This window comes from Lactiplantibacillus xiangfangensis, assembly GCF_001438845.1.
Classification (GTDB): Bacteria; Bacillota; Bacilli; order Lactobacillales; family Lactobacillaceae; genus Lactiplantibacillus; species Lactiplantibacillus xiangfangensis.
In genome coordinates this window covers 1-19986 of sequence record NZ_JQCL01000012.1, presented here as the reverse complement: position 1 = coordinate 19986, position 19986 = coordinate 1, and the positions used below count along the sequence as shown (strand labels likewise).

Sequence of the window (19986 nt, the reverse complement as noted above, 5' to 3'; positions counted from 1 at the left end):
TTTGTAAGCGTTCCGGACGAGGGACTAGACCGTTTTCCAGGCTAGGCCCGGTCCCACGACCGAATGTCATCAGTGACAACCGGACTAACTAATCGGTCATCACCGGGCCATCAAAGAAAGGTTCATCAATAATAAAGGTACCGGCATCGAAATCTATCGTTGCCAATGCCCCGTAAGGCAAGGCCGTTCTGGGGTAGGCGTGGCCAAAATTAACGTTCATCAAAATGGACGTTTGCGTGCCAGCCATCTCAGTGAGTAGCGCTTCACGATACGCCTCATAAAACTGTTCATTTTGTGGTTTGCCCACAACGATGGCGGCTACTGCTCCCAAAATCCCCACCGACCGCAATTTAGCCAACATTTTAGTGAACTTTGCCGGTGTCGGCCGCTCGTTACTCGTCTCAATGAAAAGGATTTTTCCTATCCAATCGGCTTGATCCGGGATTAACCCGTACTTTTTTGCGACAACTGCTTCATCCGGATACCGGGAATCCGTCAATAATTCATATAAGCTATCCAAACAACCGCCCAGCAATCGACCGCTGACTCGTCCCGTACCACGTAACACCTCATAGTGTCGTCGTTCAAGATGGCTAATCCGTGGCTGATCTAGGCTTGCCACACTATAATCCGTGCGTTCTTCATACCAGACGGGACTGCTTGTAATGGCCGTCGTAGCCGGATTCTCAAAATAGTGCGCCAACGTCTGCGCAGTATAAGGTAGTAACGCCGTATCCAACTCCGCCAAATCATTTAGGAAGTTAGGCCCATAAAAGGTCTGCAATCCTAATCGATAAAACATTAAGTGGTCAACAGTCGTATCAGAGAACCCCGTCACCAACTTCGGGTGAGCGCGGACGGCCGCCACAAATTCAGAATCAGTCATTAACTCAGGGACGATTCGGTACGTATCATCGCCACCAATAACGCAAATAATTCCTTTGATTGCATTGTCCAAAAAAGCCCGCTTTAAATCCGCCGCCCGTGCTTCCGGATGGGCCTTAATATAGGCTAAGCCACGCAAAGTATTTGGCATCATTTTAGGAACTAGTCCCATCTGTTTGAGCCGCATCAGACCACGTTTGAGTTGGTGCGCACTACTAGGCTCGCCTAAAATCCCACTGGATAGGCTAACGATGGCAACTTGATCTCCGCGCCGAAGCGCCATTGGTTTTTGCATTCAATCATCTTCTTCGACTATTTTTAATCAGCTTATCTGATTTCACCCCGTTTGTCATCATCAATTGACCAAAGAAAAAACGCTCCTCAGAAATCTGAAGCTTTCTGAGGAGCGTTTACGCTTTAAATTTAATTGTTTTAAAATCTAACGGTTAATCCGCGTGCGCCACCGAGATTGCCTCACAGTGGCCTCATCGGTTGGCGCTTTAACTGGTGCATTCAGGAGAATAACGCCAACGATAATTGCGGAAAAGCCCACAATTTTAATTGCGGTCATCAATTCTCCGAAAACGATAATGCCGATTAATCCAGTAATTGCCGTACCGACGCCGGCCCAGATGGCATAGCCAACGCTTAATGGAATCTGACTCAACGCACGTGAGAAACTAAAAATGGCTAAGCCGTATAGCAACATGCCTGCCATCCCGATAAACGGGTGACTGAACCCCGCGGACAACTTCAACAAACTCGTGCCCGCAATTTCAACGCCAATTGCAAAAATCAATTGTACCCATGCTCGCATTTTTAATTCCCCCTATACATTTAACAAGATTGCGCCCAGAACGATTGCGACTAATCCGCTAATCCGTGCTAGGTTGAGCCGTTCGCGGTAAACAACAACCGCTAAAACAACGGTTGCGAAGGTTCCCAAACCGGCCCACATGGCATACGTCACCCCGAGTGGTAAGTGCTGCATCGCCAAGGTTACTAACACTAACGAACTAAAATACCCGACTAACACCATCACCGTGGGTATTAAATTTCGAAAACCATTCGCGCGCTTCAAGAAAAAGCTCCCGACTACTTCCATAAAAATGCCACCAAACAATAAACCGTATGCCATTTTGATCACCTCGCTAAAATTTCAGTTGTCCTACCATTCTACGGAAGTTTTAGCAAAAACACAATCAAAAAGAGACGCCTGGCTGATTACAGTTTTGTTACAAGCCCAAATGACCAATTTATCGGTTAAAAAAATGAAGATACCGAGTATCATTACTCGATGTCTTCACAAATATCGCTTTAGTGGTTATTTCAAAATCACCTTGTAGCCTTCAATTAAATATAGAAATAAATTGAAAAATACATTAACGTCGTCCCGAGCATGACAAACAAGTGCCAAATCACGTGTAAGTATTTAATATGCGGAAAACTGTAGAGCAGCGCCCCCAAGGTAAAGGCAACTCCACCAGCAACTAGCAGCCAAAAGCCAGTTACCCCAAGGTTAGTCCATAACTGTTTGCCCCCAGCTAAACACATCCAGCCCATCAGTACGTAGATCACCGTTTCAATCTTGCGTAGCCGGCCGGGCCACACCGCATTCACAACGATACCGGTAATTGCTAAGACCCAGATGGTCATTAAGATTGTCCAGCCTAACCAGCCCTTAATCGCTAACAAACTGTACGGGGTATACGTTCCAGCAATGAGAATGTAGACACCACTGTGGTCAAAGATGCGAAAAACTTCGCGTGCCCGGGTAAAATACAACCCGTGAAATAGCATTGAGCAGGTATATAGCACGAATAGCGAGCACCCATAAATAATGAATGCCGCCCATTCCATGGAACTACCATCCGTATAAGCTTTTAACATTAAAAAGACAAACCCAACAATACTTAACGCCAATCCAATTCCGTGAGTGACTGAGTTTAAGACTTCATTTGTAATTTGATAACGTCGCGAGGATTGCTTCATGTTAATCACCTCATGTTTTTATTGTAATTAGCATACCATCATATCGTGTTGATATCAATACATCTAGTTATTAAAACTAGGTATCCTGTTAACGAAAATCAAACGTCGATTTTCATGACATTTGGTGGTCCCGGTTCAGGTTGTTATCCGCTAATTAGCGTGTTACAATACACATGAGCAACCATTCATATGTTTATCTACTCATATATAAAAAACAATCATGAGTCCTGATTGTTAAGACTCACTTAAGAAACGGGTGTTAAGTATGGCGCACAGTCATCAAATCCAACAACAAACGAACGCCTTTAAAATTGGTGTCCTATTAAACTCAGCATTTATCGTACTGGAAGCTGGCTATGGCTTTGCTAGCGGTTCATTAGCCCTCGTTGCCGATGCTGGTCACAACCTCAGCGACGTTTTAGGCTTACTCATTTCATGGCTAGCACTGTGGCTCGGCCAAAAAAGCGCCAACGCGAAATACACGTACGGCTACAAGAGTTCTTCTATCTTAGCCGCCCTCTTCAACGCGGTCTTCCTGTTAGTGGCGATTGGCGCCATCTCCGTTGAGGCACTGCAACGACTCTCACATCCCGGCCCCGTCGCTGAATGGGACGTCATTATCGTGGCCGCCGTAGGGGTTGTAATCAACGGGTTTACCGCCTTTCTCTTCATGAAGGGGCAAAAGCACGATCTCAATATCAAGGGTGCCTTTTTGCACATGGCGGCGGACGCCGGCGTCTCAGTCGGTGTTGTGATCGCGGGTTTCATTATTTTACAAACCGGTTGGTTCTGGCTTGACCCAGTTGTTTCACTGTTAATTGCCATCGTCATCCTGATTGGCACGTGGGGCCTATTACGCGACGCCATGAACTACTCCCTCGAAGCGGTGCCTAGTAATGTTGACCAACAGGCGATTCATGACTACTTAGTGGCACAGCCAACGGTCAATCAAGTTCACGATTTGCACATCTGGGGCATGAGCACGACAGAAACGGCCATGACCGTTCACCTCTGTCGTTCGACACTCGATGGTAACAACGAATTTCTGGAAAAACTCAATAAAGACTTAAGCTCGCAGTTTCCATTAACCCACATCACGATCCAGGTTGAACTGGGTAAGGTGGACTTTGAAACCACCGATGACTCGATTTAGTCAGTTATCCATAATTAAAAAGACACCGGACAAACGCAGTATTTCACTGCAGAATCGTCCGGTGCCTTTTTTGACTGCTATCCTAAAGGTTGAAAAATCTAAAACCGCTATTAACACCGTAACAGTACCGATAGTCATTCCTAAATTATCCGCTCCGCCGGGTAATGTTGATGTGCTATGGGGGACGGCCCCAGCCAAGTACGGTCTGGCGCCTCGATTTAAAGCCGACAGCCCACGTCTTTGAATCGCCCCGCAAAATTGGCAGATAAGAAACACCTGCCAATTTTGCCGACACAGCACATCAACACTACCCGACTGCGCTCAAAATAGTCTTACTATTGCTATTACTATCGGATAATTGGAAGTCATCAGCGGTAACCAGACTAACTCATAAATAGTTAATTTGTATTGGTCTAGATACTGATATCGCACCGTTAGTACCAATAAATTTGTTAAGATTCCCGCTTCCGGTTTGCTTTAAACCAATCTCAGCGTAGCCGGCAGAACCAGTTCTAAGACTTTCAATCTTTAGCTGTTACCTAAAAATTAATTGCTATCCGTAGTAACCGCCAACCCTTAAAACGATATTTAGCGAAGTCGGCCATCAAATCAGTGTAAGGATCAAGTTGCCAAGCATGTGCGTCACGGTATTGACCCGAATGTCGCGTCCCGATAGCCAGTACGTACTACCGACGACCATCCCAAACAAGGTGTAATAAATAAACTGGGGAAAATTACTGAACCCTGTATGTGTAAACCCAAATAGAACACTGCTAACAAGATATACTACCACCGTGTAGGTCCGCCGTTGATATTGTCCAAACACGGTATAGTTAGCAAAAATCCCCCGGAAGTTTAATTCTTCACACATCGGACCAAAGAAAGAAGCCCCAATGATTAAAGGAACCGGATGTGCTTTCATCATGCGATCGATAACGACTTGGTTCTCCGCAACGGGTAGGTGTAACCAGTTCGTTAACACCGCGTTGCCCAACGCTAGCAACACTAAAATCACCAGTGCAACGCCAATCATCATAATAGTCCGTGGGGCCATTTTCGCTGTTAAGTCCGGTAATTTTAACCGCCGGATGCGCGCATAGCGCCGATAAATCGCGTAAAGCGCCCAGACTTCGAGCGCATAGACCAAGAATCCCAGTAGCACCGTCCACCAATGATACCAAGTAAAGAAAATTATGAGTGGTGCGGCGCTAAACGTCCCAATTAGTAAAACCATGATACCCACTTTAATCAGGTTCCAAATAAACGTTCGTTGGCACGCCCACGTTTCAGTTTTCATCCGTCCTGCCCCCTATCATTCCTTCTATTAGGATACCATACGTCTTATCATAACTTACAGCTTGATCCTAATCTTTCCATTAAAAAAAAGAGGTGCTCAACGCATCCCCTTCATTTAATCGACTTTGATTATCCCCGCAGCCAGTAGGAACATGTGGGTCACCACGGGGCCAACAAACGTAAAGCCCCGTCGATGTAAATCCTTAGCAACCCGCGTACCAAGCGGTGATTGGTGCGGTAATTCGTCATCTGGAGCGGGCATTAATAACGGCGTGGCATCAACAAACTGCCAGAGATAGTCACTAAAGTGGCCAAATTCCCGCTGAATCATCATAATGCCACGGGCATCCGTGATGATGGCACGCAGTTTGCGACCGTTGTGCATCACTTTGGGCGTCGCCATCAGCCGTTCCCATTCCGGTTCCTCATAACCAGCTACTTTTTCAATGCGCACCCCGTCCATGTGCTCACGCAAGACTGGCAACTGACTCGCAGCAACTTGCCAGCCCAGTCCCACTTGCAAAATACCGACGATTAACAGCTCAAATAAGACGTGATCATCGTACGTGGGCGTGCCGAAGTATGCATCGTAGTCCTTAGCGCCGTTTGCCGCAATGTCACTAAAATCAGTGGGACTAATCATGGTCGCTGACCAACCAGTAACCGTTCTCGATGCGATCCAACAAGGTCACCATCTGCTTGGTTTCAGCAATATCGTGCACCCGAATGATACGGCCACCCTTAAGCATCATCGCGGTTTCGGTCACTAAGGTCATCGGCAACCGATCTTCCTTCTTTAGTCCAAGTAGTAATCCTAAGTAGCCCTTCCGTGAAATAGCCACCATCATTGGTCGCCGTAAGTAGTTGAATTCATCGATGTTGCGCATCATCACGTAATCTTGAGTGCCGTGAGCAACTTGTGAGTAGCCGATGCCTTGATCCAGGGCGATCCGTTCAATATCGATTCCGGCAGCCGTTAGAGTGGCTAAGTTATGTTCAAAAAACGCACGCATCCCGCTAGTTAAGTCGGGGTATTCACGGTCCCGACTACTATGCATCGTTAATAAGCCCACGTGACTTTCAGCCATCAAGCTCAGCTTACGGGGGTCGTCGGTAAACGCGTTAACGTCATTAATGATGCTAACACCCGCCGCCATCAGCTTTTTCATGACGGGGTATTTATAAGTATCCACGGCTAAGACCGCATCCGGAAAACGTTGTTTGATTGCTTGAACGTATGGTAACGTCCGTTCCAATTCAACTTCCGGGGTCACTTCTTTAAACCCTGGACGAGTCGTTTGACCATTAACTTCGATCACATCCGCTCCGGCCTGAAGCATGTCGCCAACGTGATTCAACACGTCATCCATCGTTTTATATTGCCCGCCGTCGTAAAACGAATCCGGGGTAATGTTCATGATGCCATAAATCATTGGCCGCTTTGTTAAGTTAAACCGGTGCTCGCCGGCCTGCCAGAAAATATCATATTGCTTCATAATTTGGGTCAACTGAATTTGAACGGTTGGTTGGTCGTCAAAGAAATCAGCCCAGCGTTTAGCTAGTAACCGCCCCGCTGCTTGATCCAACAAAACAGTCAGTTGTTCCGGACTTGCTTGAACGGTCCCGTCCAACTGGTGACAAAGCTGAACCAACCGCATCTGTTGCTCGCGGTTGTAGTCACTGAAACGTAAAATTACTTTTTGTTGGCGCTGAACTTGAGCGTTAAGTGCCACGTTAGTAAAATCCTTCGCTTGTGCTAATGAACTGGTGATATCTTGTACCTGCATGTTATTCCACCGATCCTTTCATCTCGTTCAGTTGTTGAATTAAATTGCGAGCGGCTTGGCCCCGATGCGTTAGCGGAATCCGCCACAAATCAGGTAACTCGGCTAGGGTTCGACCATATCGGGGTAACCAAAATAACCGATCGAAGCCCCCTGAATACTGGCCAATTTGATGACGTGTGATGTAGCCCGTAATCGTCGTCTGGGCCGTGATGACCCGTCCGTCGGGCCACGCAACGGCTAACGTTGCCCGCATGATTGCTCGACGTTGTGAGTTTGGTAAAGCGACCATCGCTCGAATAATCTCCTGATTACGATCAAAGCCACCCACCCGGACACCAAGGTCACGCGCCGTGGTCACCCCTAAAAAATCGGGCATTGCGGGAACTTCCAAGCCACTGTCATCTGCAATCACCGCAACTCCTAACCGGTTAGCGGCAAACTGCGCCTTCGTCACAGCGTTCTCCACGTAACTGGTGGTTGTTTCGTTCGGAAATTCTAAGTGAGGTTGCGTCTGAAAATACGGTTCGGCTGACAAGCCGTAATAGGCTAAACAGGCTGCTAAATCCCGACTCTTCCCACCATTATTCGATGCAATTAACCACGTCATTGGCTCAGTCCCTTCCAGCCAGCTTGTTGTAATTCGCGCATGACATAAAATGACCCGGTCACGATAATGACATTGTGTTCCGTTGCCCGTTGTTGCGCAAGGTCTAAGGCCGCAACAATGGTCGGCTGGACGATAATTCCTGGTCCGTGCGCGCCCGCTAAACTCGTTGCGACTTGCGCAAGTTCGTCCGCCGGCATGGCCCGCTCAGGATTGGCTGGCGTATTCGTTATCACGAGTTTAGCAGTTGGCAACAGACTTTGGAGCATCTGAGTGTACGCCTTATCACGCAAAACGCCGACCACGTAAATGAGCTCCCGGTCCGGTAGCAGGTGCTGCACACTTTTGACTAGTGCCGCCATCCCATCCGGATTATGCGCCCCGTCCGCAATAACTAACGGACTGCGTTGCAACACCGTCAAGCGGCCCGGTAACGTCACGTGCTGTAGGCCCGTCCGCACAGCGGTTTGAGTAATTGTCACGTGCTGACGAACTAAGACGGCCACCGCGGTCAAAACTAAACTGAGGTTTTGAAGCTGATAGGTTCCCGATAAATTAACGTGCAGATCCGACCAATCGAACAGTTGGCTGTGGGCCGTTACCACCATGCCGTCGATCGATGCTTCCGTCATCGTCATTTGCAACTGTTCAGCGGTTACCAGTGGCACCCCTTGATTCAAGGCTTCCGTCTTTAAGACGGCTAACGCATCCGGATGCTGATCTGCTAACGTCACGACCGTTGTATGTGATTTGATAATTTTGGACTTATTCTGGGCGATTGCTTTGATCGTTGGTCCTAAAATGCGAGTATGGTCCAGCGCAATCTTAGTAAAGACCGTCAACTGGGGACCAGCTAACGCGTTAGTGGCATCGTATAGCCCACCTAAGCCAGCTTCAACCACGGCCCATTGAACGTCCTGGTTCCGAAACCAGACCATACTAATAAGGAAGAACCACTCAAAAATTGAGACGTCGTGCACTTGTAATCCCATGTTGGTCAAGACTGGTACGATTTCTTGGTAGGTATCAATAAAATCTGCCGGACTGATCCACTGGCCATTTAATTGGAGCTGCTCTCGGTCATCATTAATGGCCGGACTGCTGAAGCGCCCGACTTGGTAACCTTGCGCACGTAAAATACTGGCTAACATGGCACCCGTCGAGCCCTTACCGTTCGTTCCGGCAATGTGAATGACGTGAAAGTAATTGTCGGGGTGACCCAGATGTGCCATAATTCGCCGTAATAGCGGGACCCGTTGATGATTATTCGCCAGCATGGCTTGATTCAATTGTCCTAATAATGCTTGGTATTGTTCCATTACCGCCGCTGCGTCCACACGATCACCCTACTTTGCAATTCGTTGTAAAAATTCGCGTTTCAAATCCAAATTTGTTTTAAATTGACCACTGTAATAGCTACTCTCGGTATGTACACCGGGTTTAGAAACACCACGCATCTCCATGCACATATGCCGGGCCGTGATTGAGACCGCAATCCCAGCGGGGTCTAAAATCCGTTGAAGTTCCTTTGCAATGTTGACCGTTAACCGTTCCTGAACGTTTGGTTGTTTGGCACAGTAATCAATCAGCCGTGGAATCTTACTTAACCCGATCACTTGGTCATGCTGTGGGACGTACGCCACTTGAACCGTGCCAAAGAACGGTAACAAATGGTGTTCACACATTGAATAGAACGGAATGTCTTTCAATAAGACCATTTCAGTCGGATCTTCCACTTTAAATAACTTGTAATTATCAAACGGCGCCGCAGTCTTGGTGGAGAAAACTTCCGCGTACATCCGTGCCACCCGTTCAGGTGTTTCAACTAATCCGGCCCGGTCGGGGTCTTCACCTACCGCCGTTAAAATATCACGAACGGCGCGTTCAATTTTTGCCTTATTTTGTTCATCAATCATCTAACTCACTCACATTTCTCACTTTTTTTATCCAACTCTGATCTTGATTTTGCGCAATCAACGCGTCGACTTGGGGACCAACGATTGGATCATCCGCCGCGATTTCTTGGGTCGGTAGCAACACAAAGTTCCGGTGGGCTGCCTGCGCATGCGGTACTGTCAACGTTGCCGTATGTAGTTTCCTAGCCCCCCAGAAAATAATATCGAGGTCGATCGTTCGGGGGCCCCAGTGAATCAATCGTTGGCGGTGTAACGCCTGTTCAATCTCATGGAGCTGGTCTAGTAGTTCATCCGGTGTCAAGGTCGTCGTCAACGCAACCGAAACGTTATAGAAATTTGCTTGGTCGCGATTGCCCCACGGTTCAGTCTCATACCAGTGTGACGTTGCCAGCACGTCAACCGCATTAAGCGCCCGTAGACGCGTTAAGGCTTCCTGGATATTTGCGACCCGCGGATAAATATTGGAGCCAATACTCAAGTAAACGCGTTCTTCGTTACTTGGCATCGGGCGCCCCTTGAACCTCAATTTCAACATTATCAAAAATTCCTGGCATTGGCACACTAAATTTACGAATTTTGATATTTATCGAATCAACCGTTGGAAAACTGGCCAGTAAAGTCTCCAACAAATGGTTGGCCAGTGACTCGATTAGCTTGTACGAATGCGTTGTAATAAAGTGTTCGGTGACATTCCGAACTTCCGCGTAATTGATTGTTTCGTGGACATCATCATGTAAAACTTTGGTTTCAATCGGATATTTAATGGCGATATCCAAGCCTAATTGCTGTCCGTTCCGCCGTTCTTCCGGTAGCACGCCGTTAAACGTATGGAAGCGTAAGTTGTTAATTCGAATCATTCCCATAAGTATCCCTCTCAAGTTCATTTTTACTTATAATCATAGCATGAAACGCGTCAGTAAGCCGATAAATACCCCGACTCATCTCAGAAACGTTTTATATTTCAATCTAAAGGTTGAAAAATCTAAAATCACACTTAGCAGCGTAACAGTAGTGATAGCTATTCCCGCTTCGCCGGCAGAATCAGTGGGCCATGGGGTCGGCTGCAGACAAACAACGGTCTTCCGCCTCGCTTGAAAGCCTCAAAGAACGAGTCTTTCAAGTCGCCCCGCACTGTAACCTGGCAAAAAACGCCAGCTAACAGTGCCGACATGGCCCGCTAATTCTGCCGACTACGCTAAGACTGTTTTAAAACAAACTAGTCAAGTTTGATCCTTCAGCCACAGGATGGTCCGGGACTTCAATTCAAAACCGATAGCCGACGTCTTTGAATTCCTAATAGTCTTACTATTATTATTTTAGTCGGATGCTCGGAGGTTGCCACTGATGGCATCGGTCGTGCTGGTGGTGTTGGCGCGGCGATTTTTTTGCCGGGCCTACACCACGGACGGTCCAGGACAATTGCGTATTTTGCAATTGTTCTGGGCGAGGGGCTAGACCGCTTCCCAGGCTGGCCCCGGTCCCACGACCGCATGTCATCAGTGACAACCGGAATTAATTTAGCTTTCAATCTTTAATTTCAATTAAAAAAAGCGCCCGGAATTATTTTCCAGTCGCTACTTTTGAATTAGTTATGAATCTTGAGTGCCCGTTTCAAACTTGATCAGGGTTCCCAAATATTGACTGGTCAACCCCGGCGTTTTCTTAACGATAAACGTTGCGAGCGGTGACTGATCCATTTGAGTCTGAATAAAGTCGGTATTAAATAAGTTGGCCAACGATAAGCAAACAAAGATGATGAGGTAGGAAAGTGTAAAGGCAACGATTCCACCCGCAATGCTGTTGACTTGCTTGATGACGGGTAACCAGGTGATGCTCCGTGAAACGCGGGCTAGTAGCCGCACAACGGCCCACCCTAGCGACGTCAAAATAAAGAACGCAATAATATTAATAATCAGGGTGCTTGCAATCGAAGCCTCAATTAGATGAAGACCCGTTAAAATATGACTAATCGTCTGTGCAAGCGGTTGGTAAAGTAACCGCGCAAAGATCAAGACCGCAATGGTCCCAATTAGGTGGAGTATCTCAATCACAAAGCCACGGTGAAAGCCCCTAAAAATGGCTGTTCCTAACAAAAATAAAATGACAATTGTAAAAATCATGCGCTACGTCGCCCCCCTTGTTTTAGTCGTACAGTTATTTTAGCAGGTTACCCGGGTAACGGGTACGATAACGACCAGATCTAAACGTTATCTTAACACTTGACGGCAACCCGTTTTTTCGCTAAAGTCAATAGTAATTGTTACGATTTAAAAAGGATGGGATTTAAACATGTCTTACCGTCGAATATGGGGCTACCTCGGCCTGTTACTAGGAATCAGTGTCTTGTTAGCCGGCTGTCAGTCTAAGAGCGCCGCACCGAAGACAACTGATGGCAAAATCAACATTATTACGAGCCTCGATTTTTACGGGCAAACGGCGCAAAAAGTCGCGGGTAAATACGGCAACGTGACGTCGGTTATTGATCGCCCCAGCCTTGATCCACACAGCTTTGAACCAACCGTTGCAACGGCTAAAAAAGCGAGCCAAGCGCAACTAATTATCTACAATGGCATTGGGTACGATGATTGGATGCAAAAGCTCATCGTTAACAAAGAACCTGGTACACGGGTGATTGAAGTCGGCACGACGATTGCGAAACAAACGGATGGTGCCAACGAACACGTTTGGTATAACCCGACGACCATGCCCCGGTTAGCTAATAAAATAGCGGCCGACTTGGCTAGGATCCAACCTCAACATAAACGTTACTTCGAGCAACAAGCACGCGCTTATCAAGATGGTCTAGCACCCATTACGAAAGAACTCGCCGAACTCAAAAAACACGTTCACGGACAACGCGTCGCCGTTAGCGAACCGGTTTTCGACTATTCATTGAAGGCACTGGGCTACAAAATCAGCAATAATCACTTTGCCAAATCAATCGAGGACGGTGCTGACCCGTCACCACAAGACATCTCCCGCATGCAAAGCGATATCAAGCACCATCGCATCGCCTTCTTTGTGGAAAACACCCAAACAGATAGTAATTTGATCACCAACATGGTCAAATTAGCTAAGAAGTACGACGTCCCGGTCCTGAAAGTGACCGAAACGTTACCCGCCCACCAGACTTATGAAAGCTGGATGCTCAGCCAATACCAGCAATTAGCTAAAATTCAAACTAACGAACGACAAAAGTAAACACTGTCTCAATTAATTGATCATGACAAAAGCAGGTTCTCCGGGTGGCTATTTCATCCGGAAAACCTGCTTTTATTATAATTTATGTCATATGCCTTATTTCTTGGCTTGGCGACCATCCCGTAACAGTAACGCTAAGAGTAAGCCCATGATTTCAATTCCTAACATCATCCAGAAAACCGTGTGATAACCTTGTAAGTTCGCCGTCAAGGTCGGTGCCCCGGCTTTCAGCTGTGCAGCCGTTACGTTAGATAAAACTAGCGTTGCGACGGCAACGCCGGCTGATCCTAGAATCTGCCGTACCGTAGTAATCACGGCGGTCCCGTGAGAAATCAACTCATTCGGTAACGAGTTCGCACCGAGGGTCACCGCTGGCATCATGACAAAGGCGTTCCCACCTTCAATCAGGGCCGCAATCAAAATCATCGTGACTAAGTTTAACTCTTGGCTAATGAGCGCTAAGATCAACCAACCTAGCACAATCATACTCATCCCGAGTAACATGATCTGTTTATACCCAATTTTTTCCGCTAAACGCCCCGTTAATGGGTTTAAAATGCTCAAGAAAACCGCGCCGGGAACTAATGCCATCCCGGATACAAAGGGCGATACTTTTAGAACACCTTGATAGTAGAGTGGGAAAATAATCGTAACCACGATCAACGCAACGTACGAAATTGCCGTTAGAAAAATAGCTAAATCATAATTAAACGTTTTAAGTACGCGCAGTTCCAATAACGGCGTTTCCAAATGAAATTGCCGGTACGTAAAGTAGGCCACGGCCAAGATAGACACAATCAGTAAGACCCAACCGAACGTCCAGTTAACATTTGGTTTACCAATTTCGTTGACCACGTATAAAATTCCCGCAAAGCCTAGTAACGTCACGATAGAAATCAAATCGAGTTTCGATGGTTTGTTGACCATCACGTCTTGAATCGTTAGGAAACTCAGTAAAATTAAGATTGTCGCAACCGTAATGAAGACGGCAAACAACCCGTGCCAGTCAGTAAACTTTAAAACGACCCCCGAAATAATTGGGCCAGAGGCTAATGCCGATCCCATGACCAGACCCGCGACCCCCATCGTCGTACCACGTTTTTCTTCGGGCGTAATCGTCAGTAAGATTGACTGGTAGGAAGGAAACAGGACTCCGACCGCCGCGGCCTTTATTAAGCGTCCAACCATCATAACCGGAAAGCTTGACGCAAAATAAATAATAATCGATCCAACATCAAACAGGACCAGAACTGTTAAGAACAACTTCTTAAACCCAATGTTATTCAATAACCAAGGACTGATTGGCATCATGACAACCATCGTCAACATGAAGCCCGTTGTGAGCCATTGGACCGTTGAGGCGGAGATCCCAAAGTCGCGCATAAACGTCGGGTAAACCGTCGACAATGAAGACTGGCTAATGGACATCGTCCACGTCCCAGTCAACAATGTAAAAATGAACCAAAATCGTCGCCGACCCGTTAATGACGGCGTCTTATCGGTTTCATTCATTATAAATTCCTCCCTCTTACTTTAGAACTATTATTAACTGCTATAATCCATTGTACCATTCTAAGCAATGATGTACAGGGATATTCAGCTATCGCACTGACAAAATTTCATGGAAGACGTTTAATGAAGTTTGGCGACACGAAAAAAAGCTTGAGCACAATCGACCCAAGCCTTAACTTTAGTATTCATTTTACATGGAACTAGCAGGTACTTAGACGGAGCGCTTATTCAGCCAACATGGCTGCACTGACCGCCTGCATCTTTTCTTTTTCGCTGTCCGTTGGTTGGGCAACCTTCATCTTCTTTAAAGCAATCACGGCCCGGTATTGAAGCTCACCCACGTTGATATCATCCCGTAAATCATAATGGGTAATCGTGACGTACGCGGAGTTCTCGTAAACTTTTTCCACTTTAGCATAGAAATCGTAATCGGTATTACCATTTTTCTGGCACTTAACCCGATCTCCCACAGCAATATTAGCCATTACTATCACTCCACTTCATAAAATATGCTAATAACATAGCACTTAATGCTATTAATAACAATTAATGATCACGAATTTACACGATTTTTACACCCAAAATCGACCATGATTAAATTAGCCAACGTTATTAACTGCCAAAAATAATTACCATGATATATATTATAATGTTCTAAGGGATCAAAATTTAAAAACAATAAATACAGTCCAATTGTTCATCGCGGATTGCACGGGGAAATAGCATGAAAAAGCTTTGGAAAATTAGTATTCCAATATTACTCATACTGGTCATAGCACTTGGATTTCTTTATCGGGATACTTTAAAGGAACGGCTTGGTTCTTTATCCGTTCAAGAGACTGACTTAAGTCACCTCACGTATGACCAGCTGAGTCTAGGTCGTCAATTCAAACCCGATTCTTCTTATGTTAAACAAGAAGGTGACACGGCAAAATTGAACGACTATAATTACCGCGGCATGAACGCCTTTTACGTTACGACAACTGCTAACAATGATATTGTCGGTTTAAAATTGGTAGATAAAGTCCCCGGTTGTCGTTCACACTTTGACAACGGTTTAGCACTGGGGATGACTTTAAATAAAGTGAAACAGCTGTTAGGGCCTCATTACATCACATTTAACACCGATAGATACGGTAAAGTCGTGATGTACATTGATAAAAGTCATAATGACAAATTATTACTAGGCCTGAGTAACCATGATAAGGTAACCGCAATTGTCGGCTTTAATAAAAACCAATACGATTATCAATATTAGCTCAGGACACAAAAAGGAAACCAATTCGAAATGAATTGATTTCCTTTTTCGTTCGTTATCAACAGTTGCTGACAAAGAACGACTTAAATTCATTAGTTCTGATTACGACTTCCGGCGGTAACCGAACCATCCTAGCATGGCTAGTAAACCGACTCCCGCTAATGACAATACGCCACGCTGCCGGTTTTCATTAGTTTGTGGTAGGTCGCCGGTTGCTTGGGCAGTCGCTGGCGTCACTGCCGTCGCACGCTTAATTGGTGCGGTGGCATCGGCAACGTCCGTATGACCTGGACGAGTCCCAACAATTTTATCCTTATCAACCTGAGTCGATGTACCAGGCTTGCTTGGTAATGTCGGTGTAACTGGTACGGTTGGCGTTCCCGGATCAACCGGTTTGTCAGGATCGATGACGTCAGGTTCACCAGGATTTTCCGGGCCAACTGGTTCCTCTGGATCAACCGGTTCTTCCGGGTCAACCGGCTCTTCCGGGTCGACCGGTTCTTCTGGATCAACCGGTTCTTCTGGGTCGACCGGTTCTTCTGGGTCGACCGGTTCTTCTGGATCAACCGCATCTGCCGTATACGTTACGGTGATAACTTGATCCGCGCTATCCGCTGTGACGTCCGTAACTGCTGCGACCGTTGGCTGATCAGCATGGTACCCTTTGAGTACTGGTGATGTAACCGCGTTAAACGTCGTTGCATCCGCGGTCCACGCACTCCAGACAATTTCATTAGTGACTAAATCACGTTGACCTTGGCGGGTAAAGACCAATTTTGCGTAGTAATCTTCCGCTGCGGTTTGCCCATTTGCGTAAACATAATGAATCGTTTGGCTCACAGTTTTACTTTCGGCGGGAACGGCGATCATTTCATGTTTCAAGTGAACGCTAAACGTCTGCGTACCATCGTTATAAGTGGCACCGTTAGCAGGATAATTATCACTCACTAGCACGTACCCTAATGATTGATAATACTTGATCAAATCCGCGGTACTGAAGTCGACTTGCGTCCCTTCAGCGCCCGTTTGCGTTTTAGTTGTTAACGTTTTACCGGTCGTATCATCAATAAAATTAATGTTGACCGTTCCCTGAGTAGCGGGAATTGCCCGGTAAATATAAGTGACCGTACCACCCTTGGCAGTCAACGTTCCGTTTGCATCCAAGCCAGTTGAGTCTACACGGACGAATTCATAACCATCTAAGTTCTTTTGTTCGGTCGTATATTTTTGACCGACCCATTGACCGTCCGGATAAGCGGCTTCGCCCGTCTTAATAACTTTGCCGTCTTCATCGACGTACTGAACGTTTACTTTGCCGGCAGCCTGGCGGTAAACATACGTGACCGTACCACCATTAGCTGTCAGCGTCCCATCGGCAGCTAAGCCCTCGGAATCTACGCGCACAAATTCATAACCATCCAAGTCTTTTTGTTCGGTCGTATATTTTTGACCAACCCACTGACCATCTGGGTAATCGGCCTCGCCCGTCTTAATGACGTTACCAGCCTCATCAACGTACTGAACGTTTACTTTGCCAGCAGCTTGGCGGTAGACGTACCTGACCGTGCCACCATTAGCTGTCAACGTGCCGGTGGCGTCTAAACCAGTTGAGTCTACACGGACAAATTCATAACCATCTAGGTCTTTTTGTTCGGTCGTATACTTCTGACCGACCCATTGACCATCCGGATAAACGGCTTCGCCCGTCTTAATGACGTTGCCAAATTCATCGACGTACTGAACGTCCACTTTGCCAGCGGCTTGGCGGTAAACATACGTCACCGTGCCTGCATCCGCCGTTAACGTTCCGTTTGCATCCAAGTCCTTTGAATCTACACGGACAAATTCATAACCATCCAGATCTTTTTGTTCGGTCGTATACTTATAACCGACCCACTGACCATCCGGATAGTCGGCTTCGCCCGTATCAATGACGTGACCGGCCTCATCAACGTACTGAACGTTGATTTTGCCTGCAGTTTGATGATAGATATACGTGACCGTACCACCATCTGCGGTTAACGTCCCGTTAGCAGCTAGACCATCGGAAGCTATTTGGAAAAATTCATAGCCGGCGATATCTTTAGGTGTGGTCGTATACTGTTTGCCGACCCACTGACCATCTGGATAGGTGGCTTCGTCCGCCACCTCAATCACTTTGCCGGATTCATCGACATAGCGAACGTTTACTTTTCCAGCACCAACGGGTTCGGCCTCTTGCCAAATATAGGTAATGGTTCCAGCGGGAACGGTGCTCCCCATACTGTAAAGCGCCATTAACTCGGCACTGGTCCCAGCCGCATCCTTGGTTGCAGCGACCCAGTTCCCATTAGCGTCCTTTTCAGCGGCAACCCACTTGCCAGTATAATTCGCATTAGCAGGAATATCAGGCAAGCCTGCATTAGCGGTATCAACCATTAAACGCGAATTATCACCCAATGTCAGCTGTTTAAGGCTGGTTGTACCCGCCAACATAGTAACAACAGCTGCTGGCTTTAGCGCAGTCAAGTCAAACCCAGAGAGATCTAAAGATGTTAGGCTACTGTCTCCAGAAAACATATTTGCAGCTTGTGTTATGGTGCTAGTCTGCCAGCCGTCAAAATTTACACTGGCTAGTTTACTCGAGCTCAAAAACATCCCACCAACTGATGTTAAGCTTGTCGGGCGCCAGTTACTTAAATCAAGACTAGTCAAAGGCATGTTAGAAAACATGCCGTCCATTTCAGTAACGTTGTTGACGTCCCAGTTTTTAACTGGAAGTAGCTTTTCATCGGTGACTTGATTACTTGAGAACATATTGTTCATACTAGTAACTTTACTTGTAATCCACTCTTCAATTCCCGTGAAGTCTGTAATGCTATTTCCACTAAACATACCGCTAAAACTAGTCACATTGTCAGTATGAACATTCTTTAATCCAGTGATGCTAGTAATTGGTTTAACTGTAAACATGACGCGTTTAAAAAAGGCGTTAACCAGTGTACCATCGCCGTCGACCCGTCCAGTAATATTAACAGTCGTTACCTTGTTCCACTGAGAACTTTTGGCCCAGGAATTATCATCACCCGCAATGCTTTTCCAATTACCTGCACCAATTGTTAAAACACCATCGCTATCAATGGTCCATGAACTACCACCGGCAACTGATAACGTATTACTATCAACAATGGTTGCATCCGCTTTAACGGCGCGGGCCTGCTTAGCCATTTGCATTGATGCAGTCTGTTCAGCAGGAGCGGCCTGCGTCGTTGGTTCTTCACTGCTGATCTTCTCTTCGTTAGTCTCACTAACTGGTGCTGGTTTATCAGATTCCTCAGTAACGGTTTCCGTCTTAGCCCCATCCGATTTAACTGGCGAGTTAGCCACTGAACGCTGGGCTTGAACTTTTGATTGAATATTTTGAGTGGCTGACGTCTTTAACGCGCCTTGATCTTCAGAAGTCGCTTCCTGTGACCCAGGCGTCGTCTCTTCTTGTTGCTCGTCTTTTTTGTCAGCTGATGTTGGGGTTTCATTGCTAGTCTCCTCAGACTGAGTCGTTCCAGCTGTTAACGGAACGACCGTGTCCTGTAATGGTGAAGCAGATTGATCGGTATTTTCTTGGTTGTCGGAAGCGCTTGCATTTTGGTCAGTATCCGCATGCGCAATGGCCGTATTAGCACTCAGCGTAAGCAACGTCATACCAGCAAAAATCCAGAACTTACCTTTTTTATACATCTTATAATGTGATTTTTGATTTTCTAACTTCATGATGGTCCCCTTCCACTTGTCGAAAGTCATTTGAATCTAAATATATTTATTAGTCAAAGTAACTAAATAGCGTGATTAATCCCCATATATATTTATTCAAAATAGTCATATTGATGCCGAATGCTTATCTTTTATAACTTATTTATTATTCATAGATATAACGCCCATAAATGGTTAATCAACAATATAGATAAGCACCTGTACTTAAAATAATATCATATTTATTTTTACTAGACCAATATTTTCATCGGGTTTAGTGATATTATCATTGAATTCTTTTTATAGTATTTAAATTATCTTTTAATATTTAATTTTTAATGACGAGTTGATTGACACAGCTCATTTAACAGCTTTATTTTTGTGCCCTGGGATAACCAATAACCACCACTATAATAAGTAGGGTCTATTAGTTTTAATCATCAGTCAGTAATGCCAAAACCTTTTCGCACGCAAAAAAAGCGCCGGTAGCGATTCCTCATTAGGAACCCCTACCGGCGCTATAGTCTTGGCATAATTGATTTGGATGTAAAAAAAAGAACCAGCCTCAGCTGATCCTAACTTTGCATGGCAACGTCCTATCCTCGCAGGGAGCGATCCCCCAACTACTCTCGGCGCTAAGAAGCTTAACTTCTGTG

Annotated in this window: 19 protein-coding genes; 3 read left to right on the top strand and 16 right to left on the bottom strand. The window is 46.1% G+C overall.

What is annotated here, in order from left to right; all coding sequences use genetic code 11:
* Positions 1-88: 88 nt before the first annotated feature.
* From IV64_RS01240 to trhA, 4 genes are all read right to left on the bottom strand, one after another.
* Positions 89-1180: a S66 family peptidase gene (locus IV64_RS01240; RefSeq protein ID WP_057705347.1), complete on the bottom strand. Its 1092-nt coding sequence runs from the start codon at positions 1178-1180 to the stop codon at positions 89-91.
* Between the two features lie 144 nt (positions 1181-1324).
* A complete protein-coding gene (locus IV64_RS01235; protein WP_057705346.1) occupies positions 1325-1702 on the bottom strand; it encodes a DMT family transporter in 378 nt (125 codons plus the stop codon).
* A 12-nt stretch (positions 1703-1714) separates the two neighbouring features.
* Entirely contained in the window at positions 1715-2023 is a 309-nt protein-coding gene (locus tag IV64_RS01230; RefSeq protein WP_057705345.1) for a DMT family transporter, read from the bottom strand.
* 215 nt (positions 2024-2238) lie between these two features.
* Complete coding sequence (gene trhA, locus IV64_RS01225) at positions 2239-2877, bottom strand: PAQR family membrane homeostasis protein TrhA (protein WP_057705344.1); 639 nt, start codon at positions 2875-2877, stop codon at positions 2239-2241.
* A gap of 265 nt (positions 2878-3142) precedes the next feature.
* Here trhA and IV64_RS01220 point away from each other — a divergent pair, with 265 nt between their 5' ends.
* Complete coding sequence (locus IV64_RS01220) at positions 3143-4030, top strand: cation diffusion facilitator family transporter (protein ID WP_057705343.1); 888 nt, start codon at positions 3143-3145, stop codon at positions 4028-4030.
* A gap of 604 nt (positions 4031-4634) precedes the next feature.
* Here the strand turns inward: IV64_RS01220 and IV64_RS01210 are convergent.
* The 9 genes from IV64_RS01210 to IV64_RS01170 form a co-directional block, all read right to left on the bottom strand.
* On the bottom strand, positions 4635-5327 hold the full coding sequence (locus IV64_RS01210) for a CPBP family intramembrane glutamic endopeptidase (protein WP_057705341.1): 693 nt from the start codon (positions 5325-5327) through the stop codon (positions 4635-4637).
* 114 nt (positions 5328-5441) lie between these two features.
* Complete coding sequence (locus IV64_RS01205; protein ID WP_057705340.1) at positions 5442-5969, bottom strand: DNA-3-methyladenine glycosylase I; 528 nt, start codon at positions 5967-5969, stop codon at positions 5442-5444.
* Positions 5962-7113, bottom strand: coding sequence for a dihydropteroate synthase (gene folP / locus IV64_RS01200; RefSeq protein WP_057705339.1), 1152 nt, complete (start codon positions 7111-7113; stop codon positions 5962-5964). The genes IV64_RS01205 and folP overlap by 8 nt, the downstream gene beginning before the upstream one ends.
* Position 7114: 1 nt before the next feature.
* The gene (locus IV64_RS01195) at positions 7115-7720 is read right to left on the bottom strand and encodes a non-canonical purine NTP pyrophosphatase (RefSeq protein WP_057705338.1); all 606 of its coding nucleotides are present in this window, start codon (positions 7718-7720) and stop codon (positions 7115-7117) included.
* A complete protein-coding gene (locus tag IV64_RS01190; RefSeq protein ID WP_237757289.1) occupies positions 7717-9036 on the bottom strand; it encodes a bifunctional folylpolyglutamate synthase/dihydrofolate synthase in 1320 nt (439 codons plus the stop codon). The genes IV64_RS01195 and IV64_RS01190 overlap by 4 nt, the downstream gene beginning before the upstream one ends.
* A 27-nt stretch (positions 9037-9063) precedes the next feature.
* The gene (gene folE, locus IV64_RS01185; protein WP_057705336.1) at positions 9064-9633 is read right to left on the bottom strand and encodes a GTP cyclohydrolase I FolE; all 570 of its coding nucleotides are present in this window, start codon (positions 9631-9633) and stop codon (positions 9064-9066) included.
* A complete protein-coding gene (folK, locus tag IV64_RS01180) occupies positions 9626-10138 on the bottom strand; it encodes a 2-amino-4-hydroxy-6-hydroxymethyldihydropteridine diphosphokinase (RefSeq protein ID WP_057705335.1) in 513 nt (170 codons plus the stop codon). Before folK ends, folE begins: the two co-directional genes overlap by 8 nt.
* A complete protein-coding gene (gene folB / locus IV64_RS01175; RefSeq protein ID WP_057705334.1) occupies positions 10128-10496 on the bottom strand; it encodes a dihydroneopterin aldolase in 369 nt (122 codons plus the stop codon). The genes folK and folB overlap by 11 nt, the downstream gene beginning before the upstream one ends.
* 726 nt (positions 10497-11222) lie before the next feature.
* The gene (locus IV64_RS01170; RefSeq protein ID WP_057705333.1) at positions 11223-11753 is read right to left on the bottom strand and encodes a CvpA family protein; all 531 of its coding nucleotides are present in this window, start codon (positions 11751-11753) and stop codon (positions 11223-11225) included.
* A gap of 169 nt (positions 11754-11922) precedes the next feature.
* On the opposite strand from IV64_RS01170, the gene IV64_RS01165 reads away from it, so the two are divergent.
* Positions 11923-12834, top strand: a complete 912-nt coding sequence (locus IV64_RS01165) for a metal ABC transporter solute-binding protein, Zn/Mn family (protein ID WP_057705332.1) — start codon at positions 11923-11925, stop codon at positions 12832-12834.
* A 96-nt stretch (positions 12835-12930) separates the two neighbouring features.
* On the opposite strand, the gene IV64_RS01160 is transcribed toward IV64_RS01165, so the two are convergent.
* Entirely contained in the window at positions 12931-14346 is a 1416-nt protein-coding gene (locus IV64_RS01160) for an MFS transporter (RefSeq protein ID WP_057705331.1), read from the bottom strand.
* Positions 14347-14570: 224 nt separating this feature from the next.
* Positions 14571-14831 (bottom strand): DUF2187 domain-containing protein, encoded by a 261-nt coding sequence (locus tag IV64_RS01155; RefSeq protein WP_057705330.1) that lies wholly within the window; start codon positions 14829-14831, stop codon positions 14571-14573.
* 239 nt (positions 14832-15070) lie between these two features.
* Between IV64_RS01155 and IV64_RS01150 the strand changes: the two genes are divergently transcribed.
* Complete coding sequence (locus IV64_RS01150; RefSeq protein ID WP_057705329.1) at positions 15071-15604, top strand: hypothetical protein; 534 nt, start codon at positions 15071-15073, stop codon at positions 15602-15604.
* A gap of 102 nt (positions 15605-15706) precedes the next feature.
* Here IV64_RS01150 and IV64_RS01145 read toward each other — a convergent pair whose 3' ends face one another.
* Entirely contained in the window at positions 15707-19351 is a 3645-nt protein-coding gene (locus tag IV64_RS01145) for a MucBP domain-containing protein (RefSeq protein WP_057705328.1), read from the bottom strand.
* Between the last annotated feature and the right edge of the window lie 635 nt (positions 19352-19986).